18 protein-coding genes are annotated in these 18,902 nt (G+C 65.9%); 14 read left to right on the top strand and 4 right to left on the bottom strand.

All coding sequences use genetic code 11. The annotated features are described in order from the left end of the window. The first annotated feature begins 123 nt into the window (after window positions 1–123). The 5 genes from petA (at window position 124) to BLT73_RS01165 (ending at window position 5,280) form a co-directional block, all read left to right on the top strand. Complete coding sequence (gene petA / locus BLT73_RS01185) at window positions 124–687, top strand: ubiquinol-cytochrome c reductase iron-sulfur subunit (protein WP_090520123.1); 564 nt, start codon at window positions 124–126, stop codon at window positions 685–687. Between the two features lie 11 nt (window positions 688–698). Then, window positions 699–2,021, top strand: coding sequence for a cytochrome b (gene petB, locus BLT73_RS01180; RefSeq protein ID WP_090520122.1), 1,323 nt, complete (start codon window positions 699–701; stop codon window positions 2,019–2,021). A 614-nt stretch (window positions 2,022–2,635) separates the two neighbouring features. Next, window positions 2,636–3,418 (top strand): cytochrome c1, encoded by a 783-nt coding sequence (locus BLT73_RS17530; protein WP_425438798.1) that lies wholly within the window; start codon window positions 2,636–2,638, stop codon window positions 3,416–3,418. A 106-nt stretch (window positions 3,419–3,524) separates the two neighbouring features. Further along, window positions 3,525–4,403 (top strand): ribokinase, encoded by an 879-nt coding sequence (locus BLT73_RS01170; RefSeq protein ID WP_090520118.1) that lies wholly within the window; start codon window positions 3,525–3,527, stop codon window positions 4,401–4,403. Window positions 4,404–4,695: 292 nt separating this feature from the next. Next, entirely contained in the window at window positions 4,696–5,280 is a 585-nt protein-coding gene (locus BLT73_RS01165; protein ID WP_090520117.1) for a cysteine hydrolase family protein, read from the top strand. Between the two features lie 121 nt (window positions 5,281–5,401). On the opposite strand, the gene BLT73_RS01160 is transcribed toward BLT73_RS01165, so the two are convergent. Continuing rightward, entirely contained in the window at window positions 5,402–6,829 is a 1,428-nt protein-coding gene (locus BLT73_RS01160; protein WP_090520115.1) for a Glu/Leu/Phe/Val family dehydrogenase, read from the bottom strand. Between the two features lie 148 nt (window positions 6,830–6,977). Here BLT73_RS01160 and BLT73_RS01155 point away from each other — a divergent pair, with 148 nt between their 5' ends. The 3 genes from BLT73_RS01155 (at window position 6,978) to BLT73_RS01145 (ending at window position 8,600) form a co-directional block, all read left to right on the top strand. Beyond that, a complete protein-coding gene (locus BLT73_RS01155) occupies window positions 6,978–7,628 on the top strand; it encodes a TetR/AcrR family transcriptional regulator (protein ID WP_090520113.1) in 651 nt (216 codons plus the stop codon). A gap of 142 nt (window positions 7,629–7,770) precedes the next feature. Further along, window positions 7,771–8,112 carry a hypothetical protein gene (locus tag BLT73_RS01150; protein WP_176804835.1) on the top strand — a complete coding sequence of 114 codons (342 nt, stop codon included), beginning with the start codon at window positions 7,771–7,773 and terminating at the stop codon, window positions 8,110–8,112. A 143-nt stretch (window positions 8,113–8,255) separates the two neighbouring features. Continuing rightward, on the top strand, window positions 8,256–8,600 hold the full coding sequence (locus tag BLT73_RS01145; RefSeq protein WP_090520110.1) for a DUF2794 domain-containing protein: 345 nt from the start codon (window positions 8,256–8,258) through the stop codon (window positions 8,598–8,600). On the opposite strand, the gene BLT73_RS01140 is transcribed toward BLT73_RS01145, so the two are convergent. From BLT73_RS01140 to BLT73_RS01130, 3 genes are read right to left on the bottom strand one after another with little or no spacing between them, the layout of a single operon-like run. Next, the gene (locus BLT73_RS01140) at window positions 8,588–9,280 is read right to left on the bottom strand and encodes a thiamine ABC transporter ATP-binding protein (RefSeq protein ID WP_090520107.1); all 693 of its coding nucleotides are present in this window, start codon (window positions 9,278–9,280) and stop codon (window positions 8,588–8,590) included. The genes BLT73_RS01145 and BLT73_RS01140 overlap by 13 nt on opposite strands. Continuing rightward, window positions 9,267–10,814 carry an ABC transporter permease family protein gene (locus BLT73_RS01135; protein ID WP_090520105.1) on the bottom strand — a complete coding sequence of 516 codons (1,548 nt, stop codon included), beginning with the start codon at window positions 10,812–10,814 and terminating at the stop codon, window positions 9,267–9,269. The genes BLT73_RS01140 and BLT73_RS01135 overlap by 14 nt, the downstream gene beginning before the upstream one ends. After that, complete coding sequence (locus tag BLT73_RS01130) at window positions 10,790–11,767, bottom strand: thiamine ABC transporter substrate-binding protein (protein WP_090520102.1); 978 nt, start codon at window positions 11,765–11,767, stop codon at window positions 10,790–10,792. The genes BLT73_RS01135 and BLT73_RS01130 overlap by 25 nt, the downstream gene beginning before the upstream one ends. Before the next feature lie 219 nt (window positions 11,768–11,986). Here BLT73_RS01130 and aroC point away from each other — a divergent pair, with 219 nt between their 5' ends. The 6 genes from aroC (at window position 11,987) to phoU (ending at window position 18,899) form a co-directional block, all read left to right on the top strand. After that, window positions 11,987–13,087, top strand: coding sequence for a chorismate synthase (gene aroC, locus BLT73_RS01125; RefSeq protein ID WP_090520100.1), 1,101 nt, complete (start codon window positions 11,987–11,989; stop codon window positions 13,085–13,087). A 331-nt stretch (window positions 13,088–13,418) separates the two neighbouring features. Next, window positions 13,419–14,450: a PstS family phosphate ABC transporter substrate-binding protein gene (locus BLT73_RS01120; RefSeq protein ID WP_090520098.1), complete on the top strand. Its 1,032-nt coding sequence runs from the start codon at window positions 13,419–13,421 to the stop codon at window positions 14,448–14,450. Window positions 14,451–14,515: 65 nt separating this feature from the next. Next, entirely contained in the window at window positions 14,516–15,970 is a 1,455-nt protein-coding gene (gene pstC / locus BLT73_RS01115) for a phosphate ABC transporter permease subunit PstC (RefSeq protein ID WP_090520097.1), read from the top strand. Then, window positions 15,967–17,331 carry a phosphate ABC transporter permease PstA gene (gene pstA / locus BLT73_RS01110; RefSeq protein ID WP_090520096.1) on the top strand — a complete coding sequence of 455 codons (1,365 nt, stop codon included), beginning with the start codon at window positions 15,967–15,969 and terminating at the stop codon, window positions 17,329–17,331. The genes pstC and pstA overlap by 4 nt, the downstream gene beginning before the upstream one ends. 22 nt (window positions 17,332–17,353) lie before the next feature. Then, window positions 17,354–18,151 (top strand): phosphate ABC transporter ATP-binding protein PstB, encoded by a 798-nt coding sequence (gene pstB, locus BLT73_RS01105; RefSeq protein ID WP_090520094.1) that lies wholly within the window; start codon window positions 17,354–17,356, stop codon window positions 18,149–18,151. Window positions 18,152–18,173: 22 nt separating this feature from the next. Next, a complete protein-coding gene (gene phoU / locus BLT73_RS01100; protein ID WP_090520093.1) occupies window positions 18,174–18,899 on the top strand; it encodes a phosphate signaling complex protein PhoU in 726 nt (241 codons plus the stop codon). Window positions 18,900–18,902 lie beyond the last annotated feature (3 nt).

Genomic DNA, 18,902 nt, shown 5'->3' with positions numbered 1-18,902 from the left:
CGTGGTTGCCCGGCTGGACTGGCAGGAATTTGATCGCTAGAGATGAGCACGCCGAGGCCGCGATTCAAGCGGCCCGATACAACATGCTGGTCCGCGCGCGCGGGCCTGAACCGGAGATAAGCCGTGACCCACGCTGAAGAACACGAAGGCACGCGGAGGGATTTCCTCTTCTACGCCACCGCCGGGGCCGGAGCGGTCGCGACGGGTGCCGCCGCCTGGACCCTGATCAACCAGATGAACCCCTCGGCCGATGTTCAGGCGCTGTCCTCGATCATGGTCGATATCAGCGGGGTCGATACCGGCACGCAGCTGACCGTCAAATGGCTGGGCAAGCCCGTGTTCATCCGCCGCCGCTCTCCCGAAGAAATCGAGGCCGGGCGTGCCGTCGATGTCTCCGATCTGATCGACCCGGTGGCGCAGAACGCCAACCTCACCGGCCAGGAGCCGGCCACTGATGAGAACCGCACGCTGGACGAGGCCGGGGAATGGCTGGTCCAGATCGGCGTGTGCACCCATCTGGGCTGCGTGCCGATCGGCGATGGCGCGGGCGATTTCGGCGGCTGGTTCTGCCCCTGCCACGGCAGCCATTACGACACGGCCGGCCGCATCCGCCGCGGCCCCGCGCCGCGCAACATGGACATCCCCGTCGCGTCCTTCGTCGACGACTCGACCCTGCAACTCGGCTGAGGAGGCGCGACATGTCCGGTATTCCGCACGACCATTACGAACCCAAGACCGGTTTCGAGCGCTGGCTGCATCGCCGCCTGCCGGTGGCCGGGATCGTCTATGACACGCTGTTCATCCCGACGCCCAAGAACCTCAACTGGATGTGGATCTGGGGCATCGTTCTGGCTTTCTGCCTGGTGTTGCAGATCGTCACCGGGATCATCCTGGCGATGCATTACACGCCGCATGTCGACATGGCGTTCAACAGCATCGAGCATATCATGCGCAACGTGAATGGCGGTCACATGATCCGCTATCTGCACATGAACGGGGCCTCGCTGTTCTTCTTTGCCGTCTATCTGCACATCTTCCGCGGCTTGTTCTACGGCTCCTACAAGGCGCCGCGCGAGGTGACCTGGATCATCGGGATGCTGATCTACCTGATGATGATGGGCACGGCCTTCATGGGCTATGTGCTGCCCTGGGGTCAGATGTCGTTCTGGGGGGCCACGGTCATCACCGGGCTGTTCGGCGCCATCCCCGGCATCGGGCCGAGCATCCAGGAATGGCTGCTTGGCGGGCCGGCGGTGGACAATGCCACGCTGAACCGCTTCTTCTCGCTGCATTACCTGCTGCCCTTCATCATTGCCGGGCTGGTGATCGTCCATATCTGGGCTTTCCATTCGACCGGGAACAACAACCCCACGGGCATCGAGGTGCGCCGCGGCTCGAAAGAGGAAGCCGAGAAGGACACGCTGCCCTTCTGGCCCTATTTCGTCATCAAGGATCTGTTCGCGCTTGCGGTGATCCTGGTGATCTTCTTCGCCGTGGTCGGGTTCATGCCCAACTATCTGGGCCACCCCGACAACTATATCGAGGCGAACCCGCTGGCGACGCCGGAGCATATCGTGCCGGAATGGTATTTCCTGCCCTTCTACGCGATCCTGCGCGCCTTCACCGCCGATGTCTGGGTGGTGCAACTGGTCAACTTCATCTCCTTCGGGATCATCGACGCGAAGTTCTTCGGCGTGATCGCCATGTTTGGCGCGATCCTGGTCATGGCGCTCGTGCCGTGGCTGGACACCAGCCGGGTGCGGTCCGGCCGGTTCCGTCCGCTGTTCAAGTGGTGGTTCTGGCTGCTCTGCATCGACTTCGTGATCCTGATGTGGGTCGGCGCCATGCCGGCAGAGGGGATCTATCCGTATATCGCCCTGGCGGGCTCGGCCTACTGGTTCGCCTATTTCCTGATCATCCTGCCGCTTCTGGGAATCATCGAGAAGCCGGATCCGATGCCGGAGACGATCGAGGAAGACTTCGCCGCGCATTACGGCAAAACCACCCATCCTGCCGAGTAAGGAGAGGCAACATGACCCTGAGTATCAAGACCCTCACGGCCGTGGCCGCGCTGTCTCTCGGTGCGGCAGCCTGGGCGCAGGACAGCGACCAGCCGGTGACGATGCCCGATGACATCGTTCCCGAGGCGGCGGAGGCTGCGGCCGAACCGGCGGTGACGATCATCCCTGCAGCGGAGGCGGAGGCCGAAGCGGAGGTGGCGCAGCCCGATGACGTGGCCGCTGCCGAGGCACCTGCCGAGGTGGCGCAGCCTGACGACATCGCACCTGAGGCGGCCGAGGCGGCCGAGGCTGACGGCGACGCGGCGGGGGCCACCGAAGAGGCCGCAGCGGATGCTGACGCCGCAGCCGAGGCTGACGCAGGAGCCGAAGCCGAGGCGGACGCGGCGGAAGGCGAAATGGCTCAGGACGCCGCCGCCACCGAGGGCGAAGGCGAGGGTGCCGTTGCCGCGGAAGAAGACGCCTCTGCCGAGGAAATGAGTGCCGAGGCCACGACCGAAACCGAAGAGGTCGCCGCCGAGGGAGAGGCACCGGCGAGCGAAGCCGCGCCCGCCGAGGACAGTGCTGCCGAAACCGAGGCCGCTGAGGTCGAGGGCGAGGCCGCCGCCGAGGAGGGCATGGCCGAAGCCGAGGCCGGTGCCGAGGAGCATGCCGCCGAAGAGGGCGAAGAAGGTGGCCATGACGAGGCGCATATCACCGACGTGTCCTTCAGCTTTGAAGGTCCGTTCGGGCGGTTCGACCAGTTCCAGCTTCAGCGCGGCCTTCAGGTCTATACCGAGGTTTGCGCCGCCTGCCACGGTCTGCGCCAGGTGCCGATCCGCACCCTGGCCGATGAGGGCGGCCCGCATCTGCCGGAAAACCAGGTCCGCGCCTATGCCTCGCAGTTCTTCATCGACGATGCCGAAACCGGCGAGGAGCGCCCGCGCGTGCCGACCGACCATTTCCCGACCGTGACCGGGGACGGGATGGGCCCCGACCTGTCGCTGATGGCCAAGGCCCGTGCCGGGTTCCACGGCCCCTACGGCACCGGTCTGAGCCAGCTTTTCAACGGGATGGGCGGCCCGGAATATATCTATTCCGTGCTGACCAGCTATACCGGCGAAGAGGTCGAACAGGCCGGCACCTATCTTTACGGCAACGAGGCATTCGCGGGCGGGCTGATCTCCATGCCGCCGCCGCTGTCGGATGATCTGGTCAGCTACGAGGACGGCACCCCGGCCACGGTCGATCAGATGTCGCGCGACGTCTCCGCCTTCCTCATGTGGACCGCCGAGCCGCATATGATGAGCCGCCAGAAGAACGGGTTTGTCGCCGTGGTCTTCCTGGTCGTGCTGGCCGCGCTGCTGTATCTGACCAACAAGCGGCTGTGGTGGGGCGTCAAGCACGGCCGGGACCAGTGATCCGGGCCTGACGCGACAGACGGCTGAAACGCGCCCCGCGGGGCGCGTTTTTCGTTGCGCGGGCGCGGTCCGGCCTGTCTAGTGCGGACGGCAGGGGGGAGACGGCATGACTATCTATAATCTCGGCTCGATCAATATCGACCATGTCTATCGGCTGGATCACATGCCGGCGCCGGGCGAGACCCTGTCCTCGCAGGAATTCAGCCAGGGGCTCGGCGGCAAGGGGGCGAACCAGTCCATTGCGGCGGCGCGCGCGGGGGCCGAGGTGGTCCATATCGGCGCGATCTCGGGCGATGGCGATGACTGGGTGATCGAGCGGCTGGCGGGGGCCGGGGTCGATACCGGCCAGATCGCCCGGCTGGACGGCATCGCGACGGGGCACGCGATCATCTATGTCGACGGGGCGGGCGAGAACGCCATCGTGCTGCATCCTGGTGCGAATATGCGGCTGGAGCGCGACAGGCTGACCCGCGCGCTGTCGGGGATCGGGGCGCGGGACACGCTGCTGATCCAGAACGAGACGAATTTGCAGGCCGAGGCGGCGCAGATCGCGCGGGCGGCTGGGGCGCGGGTGATCTACAGTGCCGCGCCGTTCGGGATCGAGGCGGTGCGCGCGGTGATCGGGCAGGTCTCGATGCTGGCGCTGAACCGGATCGAGGCCGAACAGCTCGCGGCCGCGACGGGGGGCGGGGTCGATGTGCCGGCCATGCTGGTCACGCGCGGCGGGGAGGGCGCCGAGTTCCGCGACCTGGCGACCGGCGAGGTGATCCGGCAGGATGCCTTTGAGGTGGAGCCCGTCGATACGACAGGGGCCGGGGATTGCTTTGCCGGATATGTCGCCGCCGGGCTGGATCTGGGCCGGGACATGCGCACGGCGCTGCGCCACGCCGCCGCCGCGGCCGCGATCAAGGTGACGCGGGTCGGCGCGGGCGACGCGATCCCCGACGCAGCCGAGGTGGAGGCCTTCCTCGCCGCGCGGGGCTGAGCGGGTCGGGTGGGGCCGACGAGATGCGGGCGGTGCGGGTCTTGCCATAAGAAAATTCGATTCTCACCGTTGTCGCTTTGCTGAACCGCGCAGCTCTGCCGAGTCCGGCCAGCTGGCCGCCAACGCGGGTTTGGCAACCGCTCCGCCCGGTCGTTGTCACTGGAAATGCCGGGATTTGTGGAGTTAGCGGCGTTAATACTGTCCTTTTGTATAATGTTAACAAAGCTTAACAGCGTGATTTTCTGAATCGGCGGCGGTATAATCTGCTGCGTTGCCGTTGGGAGGATCGGATTTGAAACGCGCGCTTCTGATTATCGGATTGCAGAATTATTCCTTTCCCGGAGGGCTGATGCCCGCGCAGGGCAGCGAGGAGATCGAGGGCCGGATCCTGACCGCGATCGGCCGGGCCAGGGCGGCGGGCGACCGGATCATCCTGATGCGGCATGTGTCGCGCAACCTGACCGGGCAACTGCCCGCAGATGGCTGGAACGCGGCGCTGCGTGTCCCGGTTCTGGAAGCCGCGGGCGATGCGCTGGTGGTGGACAAGCACAGCGCCGACGGGTTCCACGACAGCGAACTCGCCGCGCATCTGGAGGGGGTGGAGGATCTGCTCATCTGCGGCATGATGAGCCAGAACAGCGTGCTCTTTACCGCCATGTCGAAGCATGCCGCCGCCTATCGCGTGTCGGTGGTCGGCGATCTCTGCGCCGCGCCGAAATCCTATATTCACCGGCTGGCGCTTAAAACGCTGGAGGGGGTGGTTTCGGTGCGCAATGCAGACGACATCTATCCGCCCGCCGAGATGGCACCGCAGGTGATGCGGACTGCCGCGCCCGGCCCGGCGCTCGGCCTCGGGCTGGCGGCACCGCAGCCTTAGCGCGGCCCGCCGCCGGAACCGTCAGGGACAACATTCATTCGGTTACGACCTGAGGGGCGCACGGCCATTCTGCCTGAACAGGGGAATGGCCGTGTGGCAGGTCGCCGGACGCCCGCCCGCCTTACAGACCCAGCGAGCCGTAGACATTGGCGATGCGGCGAATGGCCACCACATAGGCCGCTGTCCGCAGATCGCCGACCCGGTCATCCTCGAACCAGACCTCCTGCATCTTCTTGTAATTGTCGCGCATCGTGTCATCGAGACCGGATCGGACCAGCTCGATCTCGTCGGCGCCGTGCAGATAGGCCTCCTTGAAGCCGTCGGTCATGGTCCAGGCCAGGCCGGAATCGGCGGAGAGCCGCTCGATCTCCGAGATCAGCAGCCGGTTGCGGTGTTCCTCGTAGCGGCGCTCCATCCGGCCGAGGCTGATCTGCGAGAGGTTCTTGACCCACTCGAAATAGGACACGGTCACACCGCCGGCATTGGCATACATGTCGGGGATGACCACGATGCCGCGCTTCTTGAGCACATCGTCGCCGTCGGATGTGACCGGGCCGTTCGCGGCCTCGATGATGAGCTTGGCCTGGATGCGGGGGGCGTTTTCCTCGGTGATGACGCTTTCGACGGCGGCGGGGATCAGGATGTCGCATTCATCTTCCAGACCCTCCAGCCCGGCGGGGCGGAAGCTAGCGCCGGGAAAGCCCTCGACTCCGCCGGTTTCGGTGATATGCGCGCGCAGCTTGACGATATCCAGCCCGTCCGGGTTGTGGACGGTGCCGTTATACTCGACCACGGTGACGATGTGGCAGCCATCCTCTTCCTGGAGGAACTTGGCGGCGTGATAGCCCACATTGCCGAGACCCTGGATCACCACGCGCTTGCCGGAGAGTTCGCCGGTGATGCCCGCGCGTTTCAGCGCCTCGGGATGGCGGAAGAACTCGCGGACCGCGTATTGCACGCCGCGCCCCGTCGCCTCGACCCGGCCGCCAATGCCGCCGATGGTGACGGGCTTGCCGGTCACGCAGGCCTTGGCGTTGATGTCATCGGGATGCAGCCGCTTATAGGCATCGGCCATCCAGGCCATTTCGCGTTCGCCCGTGCCCATGTCGGGGGCGGGCACGTTCTGGCTGGGCGAGATCAGGCTGCGCCGCGACAGCTCATAGGTGAAGCGGCGGGTGATGCGTTCCAGCTCGTCCTCATCCCAGTCGCGGGGATTGATCCGCAGACCGCCCTTGGAGCCGCCGAACGGCACCTCGACCAGGGCGCATTTATAGGTCATCAGCGCCGCCAGTGCCTCGACCTCGTCCTGGTTGACCGACATGGCATAGCGGATGCCGCCCTTGACCGGCTCCATATGCTCGGAATGAACGGAGCGATAGCCGGTGAAGGTGTGGATCGCGCCGCGCAGCCGGACCCCGAAACGCACCGTGTAGGTGGAGTTGCAGACCCGGATCTTTTCTTCCAGCCCCGGCGGCAGCTTCATCAGCGAAGCTGCGTGGCTGAACATCCGGTCGACTGACTCGCGGAAGGAGGGGTGGTTTCGCGTCATGGGGCGTCTCCGCTTTGCCTGATCCTGGGGCGAGCATCGTCGTTACGGCAAGATTTCGCAACGTATTTCCCCCGTCATCTTACTGACTTGTCCCGATCCCCCGGAACGCCCTATGCTTTTCAATGTAAGCCGTAGTTTAGGCAGTGATATGGGTAACGAGGAACGGTTGGTCACGCGTGGGCGCAAATTCGGCCAGGTGCTGGAAGGGGCTCGTCGCGTGTTCATGCGCGACGGCTATGAGGGCGCCAGCGTCGATGACATCGCACGCGAGGCGGCGGTGTCGAAGGCGACGCTCTACAGCTATTTCCCGGACAAGAAGCTGATGTTCGACGCGGTGTTCCGCGAGGAGCTGGAGCGCGAGCGGGTCGATGGCAAGGAACTGGTCGGGCTGGATCTGCCGGTGGACCAGGTGTTGCGCTTCACCGGGCATCTGATCGCTAATCACGCCGTGTCGGAATTCGGGTCGCGCACGCTGCGCCTGGCGATCGCGGAGGCCGAGCGGTTTCCCGGTCTCGCGGCAGAGTATTACCAGCTTGGGCCGGCGGCGCTGCAAAAGACGCTGGAGCGGCAGTTGCGCCATTGGCAGAAGGAGGGGATGCTGCGCGACGACATCCCCGATCTGAACCTCGCGGCGGACAGTTTCATCCAGCTCAACACGGTGCGGCTGAAGGACCGGGTGATGCTGACGGGGCGCGACTCCGTCGATGACGTGATGATCCGGCGCACGGTGGACAATGCCGTGACCATGTTCCTGCGCGCCTTCGGCACCGGCATGGCGCAGCGGCTGATCGAGACCTGACCGGCCGAGGGGGAGGTGATCCGTCAGCCGCGCCGCAGGCTTCACGCCCGGTGCCGGGAACGCTATAGCTGGCTGCGCGGCCTTCGTTTGAAAAGGCCCGAGAGGCAGCATGGATCACCAATTCCAGGGACAGGTGAACAAGATGACAAAGACGCAATTCGCCGCGCCGCTGATCGCGGTTCTGGCGCTTTCGGCCTGCATGGCCCCCCCGCAGATCGAGGAGGCCCCGGTGCAGCCGCCGGGCATCGAGCCGCTTCCGACCGCCTATGATGACGGGCTGACCGAGCGCAAGCCGGATCTGTGCAAGGCCAGCAGCTATGCCGGGCAGATCGGCCAGCCGGGCGGGGTGATCCCGACACTGGGGATCGAGCGCAGCTATCGCGTGGTCGAGTATCGCGGCATCGAGCCGCAGGAATATGACCCGAACCGGATCGTGTTCCGGCTGGACGAGATGGGCAATATCTCTGCCGTCGATTGCGGCTGACGCGCAAAGGGTAAGGGGCGGCCGGGCCGGCCGCGCCCGGCTGTCGCTTGTGCCCGGCGTTGTGGCGGAACCCTGCCGGTGACGCGCCCTGGCCGGTGACGAAGGCCATTGATTGCCGCGCCGCGCGGTGCCACGATCAGCGGATGCAGAACCCGACGCACCCGTTCGTGTCTCAGCCCGAGCAGATCGCCTTCGACCGGGCCGAGCTTGGCATCATCCTGTCGGTCTACGGCCGCATGGTCGCGGCGGGGGAGTGGCGCGATTACGCCATGGCCTTCCTGCGAGAGGTGGCGGTGTTCTCGATCTTCCGGCACAGCGCCGAGACGCCGATCTACCGGGTCGAGAAGCGGCCCAAGCTGCGCCAGGCGCAGGGCATGTATGCGGTGATCGGCATGGATGGCCGGATCCTGAAGCGCGGCCATGATCTGCGCCAGGTGCTGCGCGTCTTCGACCGCAAGCTGATCCGCGCGGTCGATCAGCCCAGATAGGCGGCAAGCGCCGGGGGCGGATCGTCCAGCAGGGGGGCAGTGGGCACGGGGGGCTCAGCCACGCCGTCGATCACCACCACCGTTTCGGGCGCGAAGGCGCGGGCATCGTCCGGGTCATGGGTGACCATCAGCACGGTCGCGCCGGTCTCATCCGCGATCCGGGCCAAGAGCGCCAGCATGTCGGCTTTCAGCGCCGGGCCGAGCGCCGAGAAGGCCTCGTCAAGCAGCAGGATCGGGCGCGCGCGCAGCGCCACGCGGGCGAGCGCCACGCGGCTTTGCTGGCCACCCGAAAGCTGCGCCGGGCGGCGGTCGGCCATGGCGGAGAGCCCGACCTGATCGAGCGCGGCCTGCACGTCGCGTGTCTGCGCGGCGGAGAGTTTCAGGTCGGGGCGCAGCCCCAGCCCGACATTCTGCGCCACGCTGAGATGCGGGAACAGGTTCTGATCCTGAAACAGGATCGACACCGGCCGCTCCCCCGGTGGCAGGGGCGAGAGGTCGCGGTCACGCCAGCCGATCCCGCCCGAGGAGAGCGGCACGAAGCCCGAGACCATGCCGAGCAGCGTCGATTTCCCCGAGCCAGACGGGCCGATTACCGCCACACGCGCGCCCGGCGCAATGTTGAAATCGGCGCGCAGGACAAAGCTGCCCAGTCTCGCCTCGGCGCGGTCAAATCGCAGCATGGGCACGGCCTCCGCGGTCGAAGATCCAGAACAGCGCGAAGCTGATCGCCATCAACAGCACCGCGCAGGCCGCCGCATCCGCCATGCGGTAGCTGTTCATCAGTTGGTAGAGCTTCAGCGGCAGGGTGGCGTTTTCGCTGTCTGCAAAAAGCGTGATGACACCCAGATCCCCCATGGCGAGCGCGGCGGACAGACCCCCGGCGAATCCCAGCGGCCGCGCCAGCCGTGGCAGGGTCAACAGGCGCAGCCGCGCCGTGCCGTGCATGGCCAGCGAATCCGCCAGCCGCCCGTAATCCGCCCGCAGGCTGCGCGCCGCCGGGATCAGGATGCGCAGCGCAAAAGGCAGGGCCATGGCGGCATTGATCGCGACCGTGACCGGCAGCGCCAGCTCGGTCGGGGAGGCGATGCCGCGCAGCATCAGGTAAAGCCCCGTCCCAAGAACCAGCGGCGAGGCGACGAGCGGCAGCATCCCCGCCGCCTCCACCCAGCGATGCCCGCGCGCGATGGACAGCGCCAGTGCCAGACCCAGCACCAGCGTCGCTGCAGCCGAGATCAGCGCCATGATGACGGAGCGCAGCGCGGCCTGCCAGACCGAGACCGGCAGGTCGTGCAGGCGCGGCGCGCCCTGAAGGATCACCGACAGCATCGGCAGCAGCAGGAAAAGCGCGGCCAGCCCGATGGCGATTCCATCCGCCCCGCGCCGCCAGCCGGGCGGGCCGCGCAGATCCGCCGCGCGGTCCATGCCGCTGCCGAAGGCTGCGGGGATGGCCACCCGCGCCGACAGGATCAGCGCCAGCAGGCACAGCCCGACCTGGATCAGCCCCAGCGTCGCGGCCTTGCCCATGTCGAAATCGAAGCGGAACGCCTGGTAGATCGCCAGTTCCACCGTCGTGGCGCGGGGTCCGCCGCCAAGTGCCAGCGCCACCGCGAAGGAGGTCAGGCAGACCAGGAACACCGCCAGCCATGCGCCGGGCAGGATCTCGCGCAGCATGGGGCGTTCGAGATGTCGCCCGATATCGGCCGGGGCGAAGCCGAGCGAACGGGCGAGGCGGAACCGTTCGGCCGGGATCGCCTGCCAGCCATGCAGGATCATCCGCACCGCCAGCGGCAGGTTGAAGAACACATGGGCAAGGATCACCCCCTGCCAGCCATAGATGGAAAGCGCAGGCAGGCCGAGTGCTGCAAGCGCCTCGTTCACGATTCCGCTGCGCCCGAATACGGAAACCAGCCCCATGATCGCGACGATCACCGGCAGGATGAAGGGCGCGCCGAGCAGCGTGACCAGAACCGCCCGGCCGGCAAAACGGCGGCGGGCAAGCGCGCGCGCGACGGGGATGGCCAGCACGGCCGAGAGCGTGGCCGACACCACCGCCTGCCACAGCGTGAACCAGACCGCGCGCCAGTCCCACGGCCCCAGTCCACCCGGCCCGCCCGCCTGGATCGCCACGGCGGCCAAAGTGCCCAATACCAGGGCTGTGAGCGCAGCGGCGGCGAGCGTCCCCGCGGGGTCTATTGCGCGAAGACGCGAAGCCATTCATCCAGCGCCGGCTCGCGCAGCGCCTCGGCCTCGGTCTCGTCAAGGAAATGTGTGAGCTGCGCGCGGGGCAGCGCGGCGAAATAGGCGGGCAGCAGATCGCGTTCCAGCTTCGACGGGTAGGACCAGTTGGCCTCCGCGATCATGCCCTGGAAATCCTCGGACAGCACGTAGCCCATGAATTGCCGGGCGAGTTCGGGCTGGTCGGTTCCGGCAAGCTGCGCGGCCAACTCGACCATGAAGTAATGGCCCTCGGGAAAGATCGCCGCCTGCTTGGACGTGTCGTTCTCGGCCCCGATGTGATAGGCGGGCGAGGTGGTGTAGCTGAGCACCATATCCGCCTCGCCATCGGTGAACAGCCCGTAGCTTTCCGACCAGCCGGGGGTGACGGTCAGCACTTTCGGCTTCAGCTTGCGCCACGCCGCCTCGGACTCGTCGCCGAACACCTCCTTGACCCAGAGCAGCAGCGCCAGACCGGAGATCGAGCTGCGCGGGTCCTGGATGACGATCTTCAGATCGTCAGGCGCGTCGAGCAATTCCTGGAAGCTGGTGGGCGGGTTCTCCAGCTCGGTGCGGTCGTAGACAAAGGCGGTCTGCGACCAGTTGAACGGCAAGAACACCTCGTCCGTCCAGTCGATCGGCAGGGTCAGGCCGGACAGATCCTGGCCATGCGGCGCGAAGAGGCCGGATTCGCGCGCCCGCTTGGTCACGTCGCTGTTCAACCCGATGACCACATCCGCCTCGGTCCGCTCGCCCTCCAGCAACAGGCGCGGGAGGACGTCGCCGGTCACGAATTTCAGGTCGCAGCCGCAGATCGTCTCGAACCCCTCCTCGATGGCCGGGCCGGGGCCCCATTCGGAGGCGAAGTAGTCGGGACCGTAGACGGTGAATTCATCCTGCGCGGCAAGGGCCGGGCTGGCGGCGGTGAGCAGGGCGAACATCGCGGATCGCATCGCGTTCTCCTTCGATAACAAAATGACGGGACACGGCGCGAGACCTTCCCTCCGCCGGGGTCAGCCGGTTCAGGTTCGACGGGTCCGCATGCAGCGTCTCAGCCAGAGGCTCCCCGAGGCCGGGCCAGTGTGGTCAATTGCCCCGATACGTGCAACCCCGATCTTGCATGTTGCCGCAGCCCTGCCGGATCGCTACTCAGGCCGGAAAGGAGATCCGCGATGAGCCTGAACAGCTTCGGCCATGTGTTCCGTGTCACCACCTGGGGCGAGAGCCACGGGCCGGGGCTGGGTGCGGTGATCGACGGCTGCCCGCCGGGCGTGGCGCTTGACGAGGGCTGGATCCAGCCCTTCATGGACCGCCGCCGTCCGGGCACGTCGAAAAACACGACGCAGCGCCAGGAGGCGGACCGGGTGCGCATCATGTCCGGCGTGTTCGAGGGGCGGACTACCGGCACGCCTATCATGCTGATGATCGAGAACACCGATCAGCGCAGCAAGGATTACGGCGAGATCGCGACGGCGTTCCGGCCGGGCCATGCCGACATCACCTATCACCAGAAATACGGCATCCGTGATTACCGCGGCGGCGGGCGGTCGAGCGCGCGGGAAACCGCGGCGCGGGTGGCCGCCGGTGCGGTCGCGCAGGCGGTGCTGCGCGAGATGGTGCCGGAGCTTCGGGTCATCGGCTATATGGTCCAGATGGGCGAGATGCGGCTGGAGCGGGCGAATTTCGATGAAACGGCGATTTCGGAGAATCCGTTCTTCCTGCCCGACGCGGCGGCCGCCGCTGCGTGGGAGGATTATCTGACGGGGATCCGCAAGGCGCAGAACAGTGTCGGTGCTGCGGTCGAGCTTCTGATCCGGGGCTGCCCGCCGGGCCTCGGCGCGCCCGTCTATGGCAAGCTGGACACCGATCTGGCCGCGGCGATGATGTCGATCAACGCCGTGAAGGGCGTCGAGATCGGCGAGGGCATGGCGGCGGCTGCGCTGACCGGGACCGCCAATGCCGACGAGATCCGCATGGGGGCAGGCGGGCCGGAATATCTCTCCAACCATGCCGGCGGCATTCTGGGCGGGATCTCGACGGGGCAGGAGATCCTGGTGCGCTTTGCGGTCAAGCCAACCTCCTCGATCCTGACCCCGCGCCGCACCGTCAACGCGGCGGGTGAGGAGATCGAGCTGATCACAAAGGGCCGCCACGATCCCTGCGTCGGCATCCGCGCCGTGCCCGTGGCCGAGGCGGTGGCGGCCTGCGTGGTGCTGGACCATCTGCTGCTGGATCGTGCCCAGACCGGCGGCCATCGCGGCCAGATCGGCTGAGCCGCCGCAAGACCGGGCGCGCAGGCGCTATTCCCTCCCGTCACGAAGCAAAGTCGGCCTGGACGAATCGGCGGCCGGTTTCGGGCATCGGGATGACAGAATTGCCGGAATCGTCGCAAGGCGCGGCCGTGCAGCCCGCAGGGATTTCCCTGATCTTCCAATATTTTCGCCAGGATCACGCACGATTCCGGCCCTTTTCGCAGGGGCTTGGCGTTTTGCCGTCCGGTTTGTCACAAAGCTGTCACATTCCCGTCGCATAAGCGTCGCACTCGCGTCCTAGGGAGTGCCCAGGCAAATCGTGCCATCTTAGAAGTATTCAGGAGTCATCCTCATGAAATCCGTCAAGCTTGCCGTCTCGGCTGCCGCGCTGATCGCGGCCTCGGCTTCGGTCGCCGCTGCTCAGGAACAGGTGCAGGTCGCCGGTTCCTCGACCGTTCTGCCCTACGCCACCATTGTGGCTGAAGCTTTCGCTGAAAACACCGAATTCCAGGCGCCCGTCGTCGAAGGCGGCGGTTCCTCGGCCGGTCTGAAGCAGTTCTGCGAAGGTGTCGGCGGAAACACCATCGACGTGGCCAACGCGTCGCGCCAGATCAAGAGCTCGGAAGTCGAGACCTGCGCCGCCAATGGCGTCGCCAACATCATCGAAGTCCAGTTCGGCTATGACGGCATCGTCTTCGCCTCGGACATCAACGGCCCCGATTTCGTGCTGACCCCGGCTGACGTGTTCGGCGCCCTGGCTGCCGAAGTCGTGGTTGACGGCGAAGTCACCGCCAACCCGGCCACCAACTGGTCGGACGTGAACCCGGATCTGCCCGAGCAGGCGATCATGGCCTTCATCCCCGGCACCAAGCACGGCACCCGTGAAGTGTTCGAGGAAAAGGTTCTGCTGGCCGGCTGTGAAGAAACCGGTGCCATGGAAGCCTTCGCCGAAGCCAATGGCGGTGACGAAGATGCAGCCGAAGCGGCCTGCATGTCGGTCCGCACTGACGGCGCGTCGGTCGATATCGACGGCGACTACACCGAGACGCTGGCCCGTATCGCCAGCAACCCCAACGGTGTCGGCGTGTTCGGCCTGTCCTTCTACGAGAACAACACCGACAAGCTGAAGGTTGCGACCATCAACGGCGTGACCCCGACCGTCGACAGCGTCGCTTCGGGTGAATACCCGGTCTCGCGCCCGCTGTTCTTCTACGTCAAGAAGGACCATATCGGCGTCGTTCCCGGCCTGAAGGAATATGCCGAGTTCTTCGTGTCGGACGCCATGGCTGGCCCGGGCGGCCCGCTGGCCGAATACGGCCTGGTGCCGGATCCGCAACTGGCTGATGTCCAGGCGACCGTCGCCGACGAAGCGACGATCCAGTAACCGACCCATGACGAGGCCGGGCAGTCAGCCGACTGCCCGGCACGTTTGCACTTCCGGGGGACCATATGCCCGTTCAGTGGATTTTGTTGATCGTTCTGGCCATCGCCGTGCTGGGCTATGTCCTCGGCCGGCGCCGCGCGTTGACGCTGGTTGATGGCGACGCGCGCCGCCTGCATTCCCGCCCGACCTATTACGGCTGGAACGTCGCGCTTTACGCCGCCGTGCCGGCGCTTCTTGTTCTGTTGGTGTGGCTGTTCGCGCAGCCTATGATTATCGAGCGTTCGATTGATCGCTACATCCCCGAGGATGCGGTGTCCGAAGGGCAGACCCGCGGCATGTTGCTCAACGAGGTGCGCAAGGTCGCCTCGACCCTGAACGGTGCCGTCGCCCAGGACGTGCTGACCCGTCCCGAGGCGCTGACGCTGACCATGGACGATTCGGCGCGGATGGACGCGCTGAAAGCCGCCGGCCAGGCGGTGCTGACAAAGCCCGTCATTCTGGACGCCGCGCAGCAATATATGCGCTCCACCCATACCGGCTCGATCTGGCTGTCCATCGTGACGCTGGCGCTTGCCCTGGGGCTGGCCGCCTTCGCGTGGCGGCGCACCGGGCCGGAGTTCCGCGCCCGCAACGTGGTGGAACAGGTCATGCGCGCGATCCTGATCGGCTGCTCGACCATCGCCATCATGACGACCGTCGGCATCGTCTTGTCGCTGGTCTTCGAATCGATCAATTTCTTCCGCCTCTATCCTTGGCAGGATTTCTTCTTCGGCACCGAGTGGACGCCCAGCTTCGGTGGCGGATCCGAGCTCGGCATGCTGCCGCTGCTCTGGGGCACGCTCTACATCTCGTTCATCGCGCTGCTCTTCGCGGTGCCGGTCGGGCTGTTCGCGGCGATCTATATGTCGGAATATGCGAGCCCGCGCGTCCGCTCCTTCGCCAAGCCGGCGATCGAGATCCTGGCCGGCATCCCGACCATCGTCTACGGCCTGTTCGCGCTCGTCACGGTTGGTCCGCTGCTGCGCGACTGGATCTCGCAGCCGCTGGGTCTGGGCAATAGCGGGTCCTCGGTGATGACCGCGGGTCTGGTGATGGGGGTCATGCTGATCCCGTTCGTCAGCTCGCTGTCCGACGACATCATCAACTCCGTCCCGCAATCGCTGCGTGACGGCAGCCTCGGCCTCGGTTCGACGCATTCGGAAACCATCCGCCAGGTTGTGCTGCCCGCGGCCCTTCCGGGCATCGTCGGCGCGGTTCTGCTGGCCGCATCCCGCGCCATTGGCGAGACGATGATCGTCGTGCTGGGCGCAGGTGCCATGGCCCAGATCAGCGGCAACCCGTTCGAGGCGATGACAACGATCACGGTGAAGATCGTCGGCCAGTTGACGGGCGACAATGACTTCGCCAGCCCCGAGACGCTGGTGGCCTTTGCGCTCGGGCTTACGCTGTTCGTGCTGACGCTCGGGCTGAATGTCTTCGCGCTGTATATCGTGCGCAAATACCGGGAGCAGTACGAATGACCGACGTGACCGACACCGCCGCTTTCGGACCGGGCGGCGAACGCCACACCAGCGGCTCGCTGCTGACCGAAAGCGCGCGCACACGCAAGCGCAACGCGGCCGAGAAACGCTTCAAGGCCTACGGCATCGGCGCCATCGCCATCGCCATCCTGTCGCTGGTCTTCCTGCTGACCTCGATCATCGGGGACGGTGCGTCGGCCTTCCGCCAGACCTACGCCTCGATCCCGGTGACTCTGAGCGCCGACGTGGTCGACCCGGACGGCAATCGCGACCCGGAGGAGATGTCCGGTGTCTATTCGATGTCCTACGGCTCGCTGCTGACCGACTCGCTGCGCAACTGGATCGAGCAGGAAGGCATCCAGATCGAGGGGCTGACCGACGCCGACCTGTCCGGCTTCTTCTCGAACGAGGCGCAGGCCAGCCTGCGCAACCAGGTGCTCGACAACCCCGAACTCGTCGGCCAGACGGTCGAGATGACGGCGCTGACCTCCAGCCGGGTGGACGGCATGTTCAAGGGCCGGGTCAGCGAGGAATCGGCATCGCGCGACGCCAAGACTTCCGTGGCGCAGTTCCAGCTTGCCGAGGCGATGCGCGAAAACGGCACGCTCGTCACCCGCTTCAACAGCAGCTTCATCACCAAGCCCGACGCCTCCGACAACCGCGCCGAAGCGGCGGGCATCGGGGTCGCGATCCTCGGCTCGCTCTACATGATGCTGATCGTGCTGGTGCTGGCCCTGCCCATCGGCGTCGCCGCCTCGATCTATCTCGAGGAATTCGCGCCGAAGAACCGCTTCACCGACATCATCGAGGTGAATATCTCGAACCTCGCCGCGGTGCCGTCCATCGTGTTCGGGATCCTGGGGCTGGCGGCCTTCATCAACTTCGCCGGCCTGCCGCGCTCCACCCCGATCGTGGGGGGGCTGGTGCTGACGCTGATGACGCTCCCGACAATCATCATCTCGACCCGTGCGGCGCTGAAATCCGTGCCGCCCTCGATCCGGGACGCCGCCCTTGGGGTGGGTGCCTCGCGCATGCAGACTGTGCTGCATCATGTGCTGCCGCTGGCCATGCCGGGCATCCTGACCGGGACCATCATCGGCCTGGCGCAGGCGCTTGGCGAAACCGCGCCGCTGCTGCTGATCGGCATGGTGGCCTTCGTGTCCACCTATCCGGGCGCCCCGCCCGCCGGTTTCTTCGACCCGGCATCGGCGCTGCCGGTGCAGGTCTATAACTGGACTCAGCGGGCCGACCCGGCCTTCTTCGAACGGGCCTCCGGTGCGATCATCGTGCTGCTGGTCTTCCTGCTTTGCATGAACCTGCTGGCGATCTACCTGCGCCGCAAGTTCGAACGCCGCTGGTAGTATTGTGGCTGGGATGGATAGAATGAACGACATGAATATCGTGGAGCGCAACGTGACGACCGATACCTTCAAGATCACCGCGCGCAAGGTGCAGGTCTATTACGGCGAGAAACATGCCATCAAGGATGTCGATGTCGACATCCTCGACAAGACCGTGACCGCTTTCATCGGCCCGTCGGGCTGCGGAAAATCGACCTTCCTGCGCTGCATCAACCGCATGAACGACACGATCGACGTTGCCCGCGTCGAAGGCGAGATCAAGCTGGACGGCGAGAATATCTATGACAAGCGCGTCGATCCGGTGCAGCTGCGCGCCAAGGTCGGCATGGTGTTCCAGAAGCCGAACCCGTTCCCGAAATCGATCTATGACAATGTGGCCTATGGCCCGCGCATCCACGGGCTGGCCCGTAACCGCGCCGATCTGGACGAGATCGTCGAGAAATCGCTGCGCGGTGCGGCGCTGTGGAACGAGGTCAAGGACCGCCTTCAGGAACCGGGCACCGGACTGTCGGGCGGTCAGCAGCAGCGCCTGTGCATTGCCCGCGCTGTCGCGACCGCGCCGGAAGTCCTGCTGATGGACGAACCCTGCTCGGCGCTCGACCCGATCGCCACCAGCCAGGTCGAGGAGCTGATCGACCAGCTTCGCAAGGAATTCTCGGTGGTGATCGTGACCCACTCGATGCAACAGGCCGCCCGCGTCAGCCAGAAGACCGCTTTCTTCCACCTGGGCAACCTGGTCGAATATGGCGACACGGACGATATTTTCACCAATCCGCAGGACCCGCGGACGGAAAGCTATATTTCGGGCCGCATCGGCTGAGCCGAATTTCCGGAGGAGTAACATGAGCAGCGACACGAAACATATCGCCTCGGCGTTCGACCGCGACCTGGAGACAATTCAGGCGCTTGTCGTGCGGATGGGCGGGCTGGTGGAAACCGCCATCGAGGATGCCGCCCGGGCGCTCGAAACCTATGACGAGGAGCTGGCCGAGACGGTCCGGCGCCGCGACAAGGAAATCGACAATCTCGATCTGCAGGTCAACGAGGAAGCGGCGCGGCTGATCGCGCTGCGCGCGCCCACCGCCACCGATCTGCGGCTTGTGCTGACCGTCATCAAGATCTCGACCGCACTGGAACGGGTCGGGGATTACGCCAAGAACATGGCCAAGCGCAGCCATGTGCTGGCCAACCTGCCGGTGATCGACGGGGCCGGCATGGCGCTGCGCCGCATGTCCACCACGGTGGAGCGCCTGCTGAAGGACGCGCTTGACAGCTACATCCAGCGCGACGCCGATCTGGCCGCCGATGTGCGCGAACGCGATCTGGAAGTGGACCAGATGTATAATGCGCTGTTCCGCGAATTCCTGACCTACATGATGGAAGATCCGCGCCACATCACCGCCTGCATGCATCTGCATTTCATCGCCAAGAATATCGAGCGGATGGGCGATCACGCGACCGCCATCGCGGAGCAGGTGATCTATCTCGTCACCGGCGAATTGCCGGACGAGGCGCGCCCCAAGAAGGACGGGGTGGTGCGCTCGGTGGATACCGGGGTCGGAGAATAAGCC

The organism is Paracoccus isoporae, from assembly GCF_900101865.1.
Classification (GTDB): Bacteria; Pseudomonadota; Alphaproteobacteria; order Rhodobacterales; family Rhodobacteraceae; genus Paracoccus; species Paracoccus isoporae.
The sequence above is the reverse complement of the archived record's forward strand: the minus strand, read 5'-3'. Positions and strand labels throughout refer to the sequence as shown.

Coding starts and splice junctions, on each gene's coding strand:
- petB (WP_090520122.1), top strand. CDS start 699: ATGTCCGGTATTCCGCACGACCATTACGAACCCAAGACCGGTTTCGAG.
- BLT73_RS17530 (WP_425438798.1), top strand. CDS start 2,636: ATGGCCGAAGCCGAGGCCGGTGCCGAGGAGCATGCCGCCGAAGAGGGC.
- BLT73_RS01170 (WP_090520118.1), top strand. CDS start 3,525: ATGACTATCTATAATCTCGGCTCGATCAATATCGACCATGTCTATCGG.
- BLT73_RS01160 (WP_090520115.1), bottom strand. CDS start 6,829: ATGACGCGAAACCACCCCTCCTTCCGCGAGTCAGTCGACCGGATGTTC.
- BLT73_RS01155 (WP_090520113.1), top strand. CDS start 6,978: ATGGGTAACGAGGAACGGTTGGTCACGCGTGGGCGCAAATTCGGCCAG.
- BLT73_RS01150 (WP_176804835.1), top strand. CDS start 7,771: ATGACAAAGACGCAATTCGCCGCGCCGCTGATCGCGGTTCTGGCGCTT.
- BLT73_RS01145 (WP_090520110.1), top strand. CDS start 8,256: ATGCAGAACCCGACGCACCCGTTCGTGTCTCAGCCCGAGCAGATCGCC.
- BLT73_RS01140 (WP_090520107.1), bottom strand. CDS start 9,280: ATGCTGCGATTTGACCGCGCCGAGGCGAGACTGGGCAGCTTTGTCCTG.
- BLT73_RS01135 (WP_090520105.1), bottom strand. CDS start 10,814: ATGGCTTCGCGTCTTCGCGCAATAGACCCCGCGGGGACGCTCGCCGCC.
- BLT73_RS01130 (WP_090520102.1), bottom strand. CDS start 11,767: ATGCGATCCGCGATGTTCGCCCTGCTCACCGCCGCCAGCCCGGCCCTT.
- aroC (WP_090520100.1), top strand. CDS start 11,987: ATGAGCCTGAACAGCTTCGGCCATGTGTTCCGTGTCACCACCTGGGGC.
- BLT73_RS01120 (WP_090520098.1), top strand. CDS start 13,419: ATGAAATCCGTCAAGCTTGCCGTCTCGGCTGCCGCGCTGATCGCGGCC.
- pstC (WP_090520097.1), top strand. CDS start 14,516: ATGCCCGTTCAGTGGATTTTGTTGATCGTTCTGGCCATCGCCGTGCTG.
- pstA (WP_090520096.1), top strand. CDS start 15,967: ATGACCGACGTGACCGACACCGCCGCTTTCGGACCGGGCGGCGAACGC.
- pstB (WP_090520094.1), top strand. CDS start 17,354: ATGAACGACATGAATATCGTGGAGCGCAACGTGACGACCGATACCTTC.
- phoU (WP_090520093.1), top strand. CDS start 18,174: ATGAGCAGCGACACGAAACATATCGCCTCGGCGTTCGACCGCGACCTG.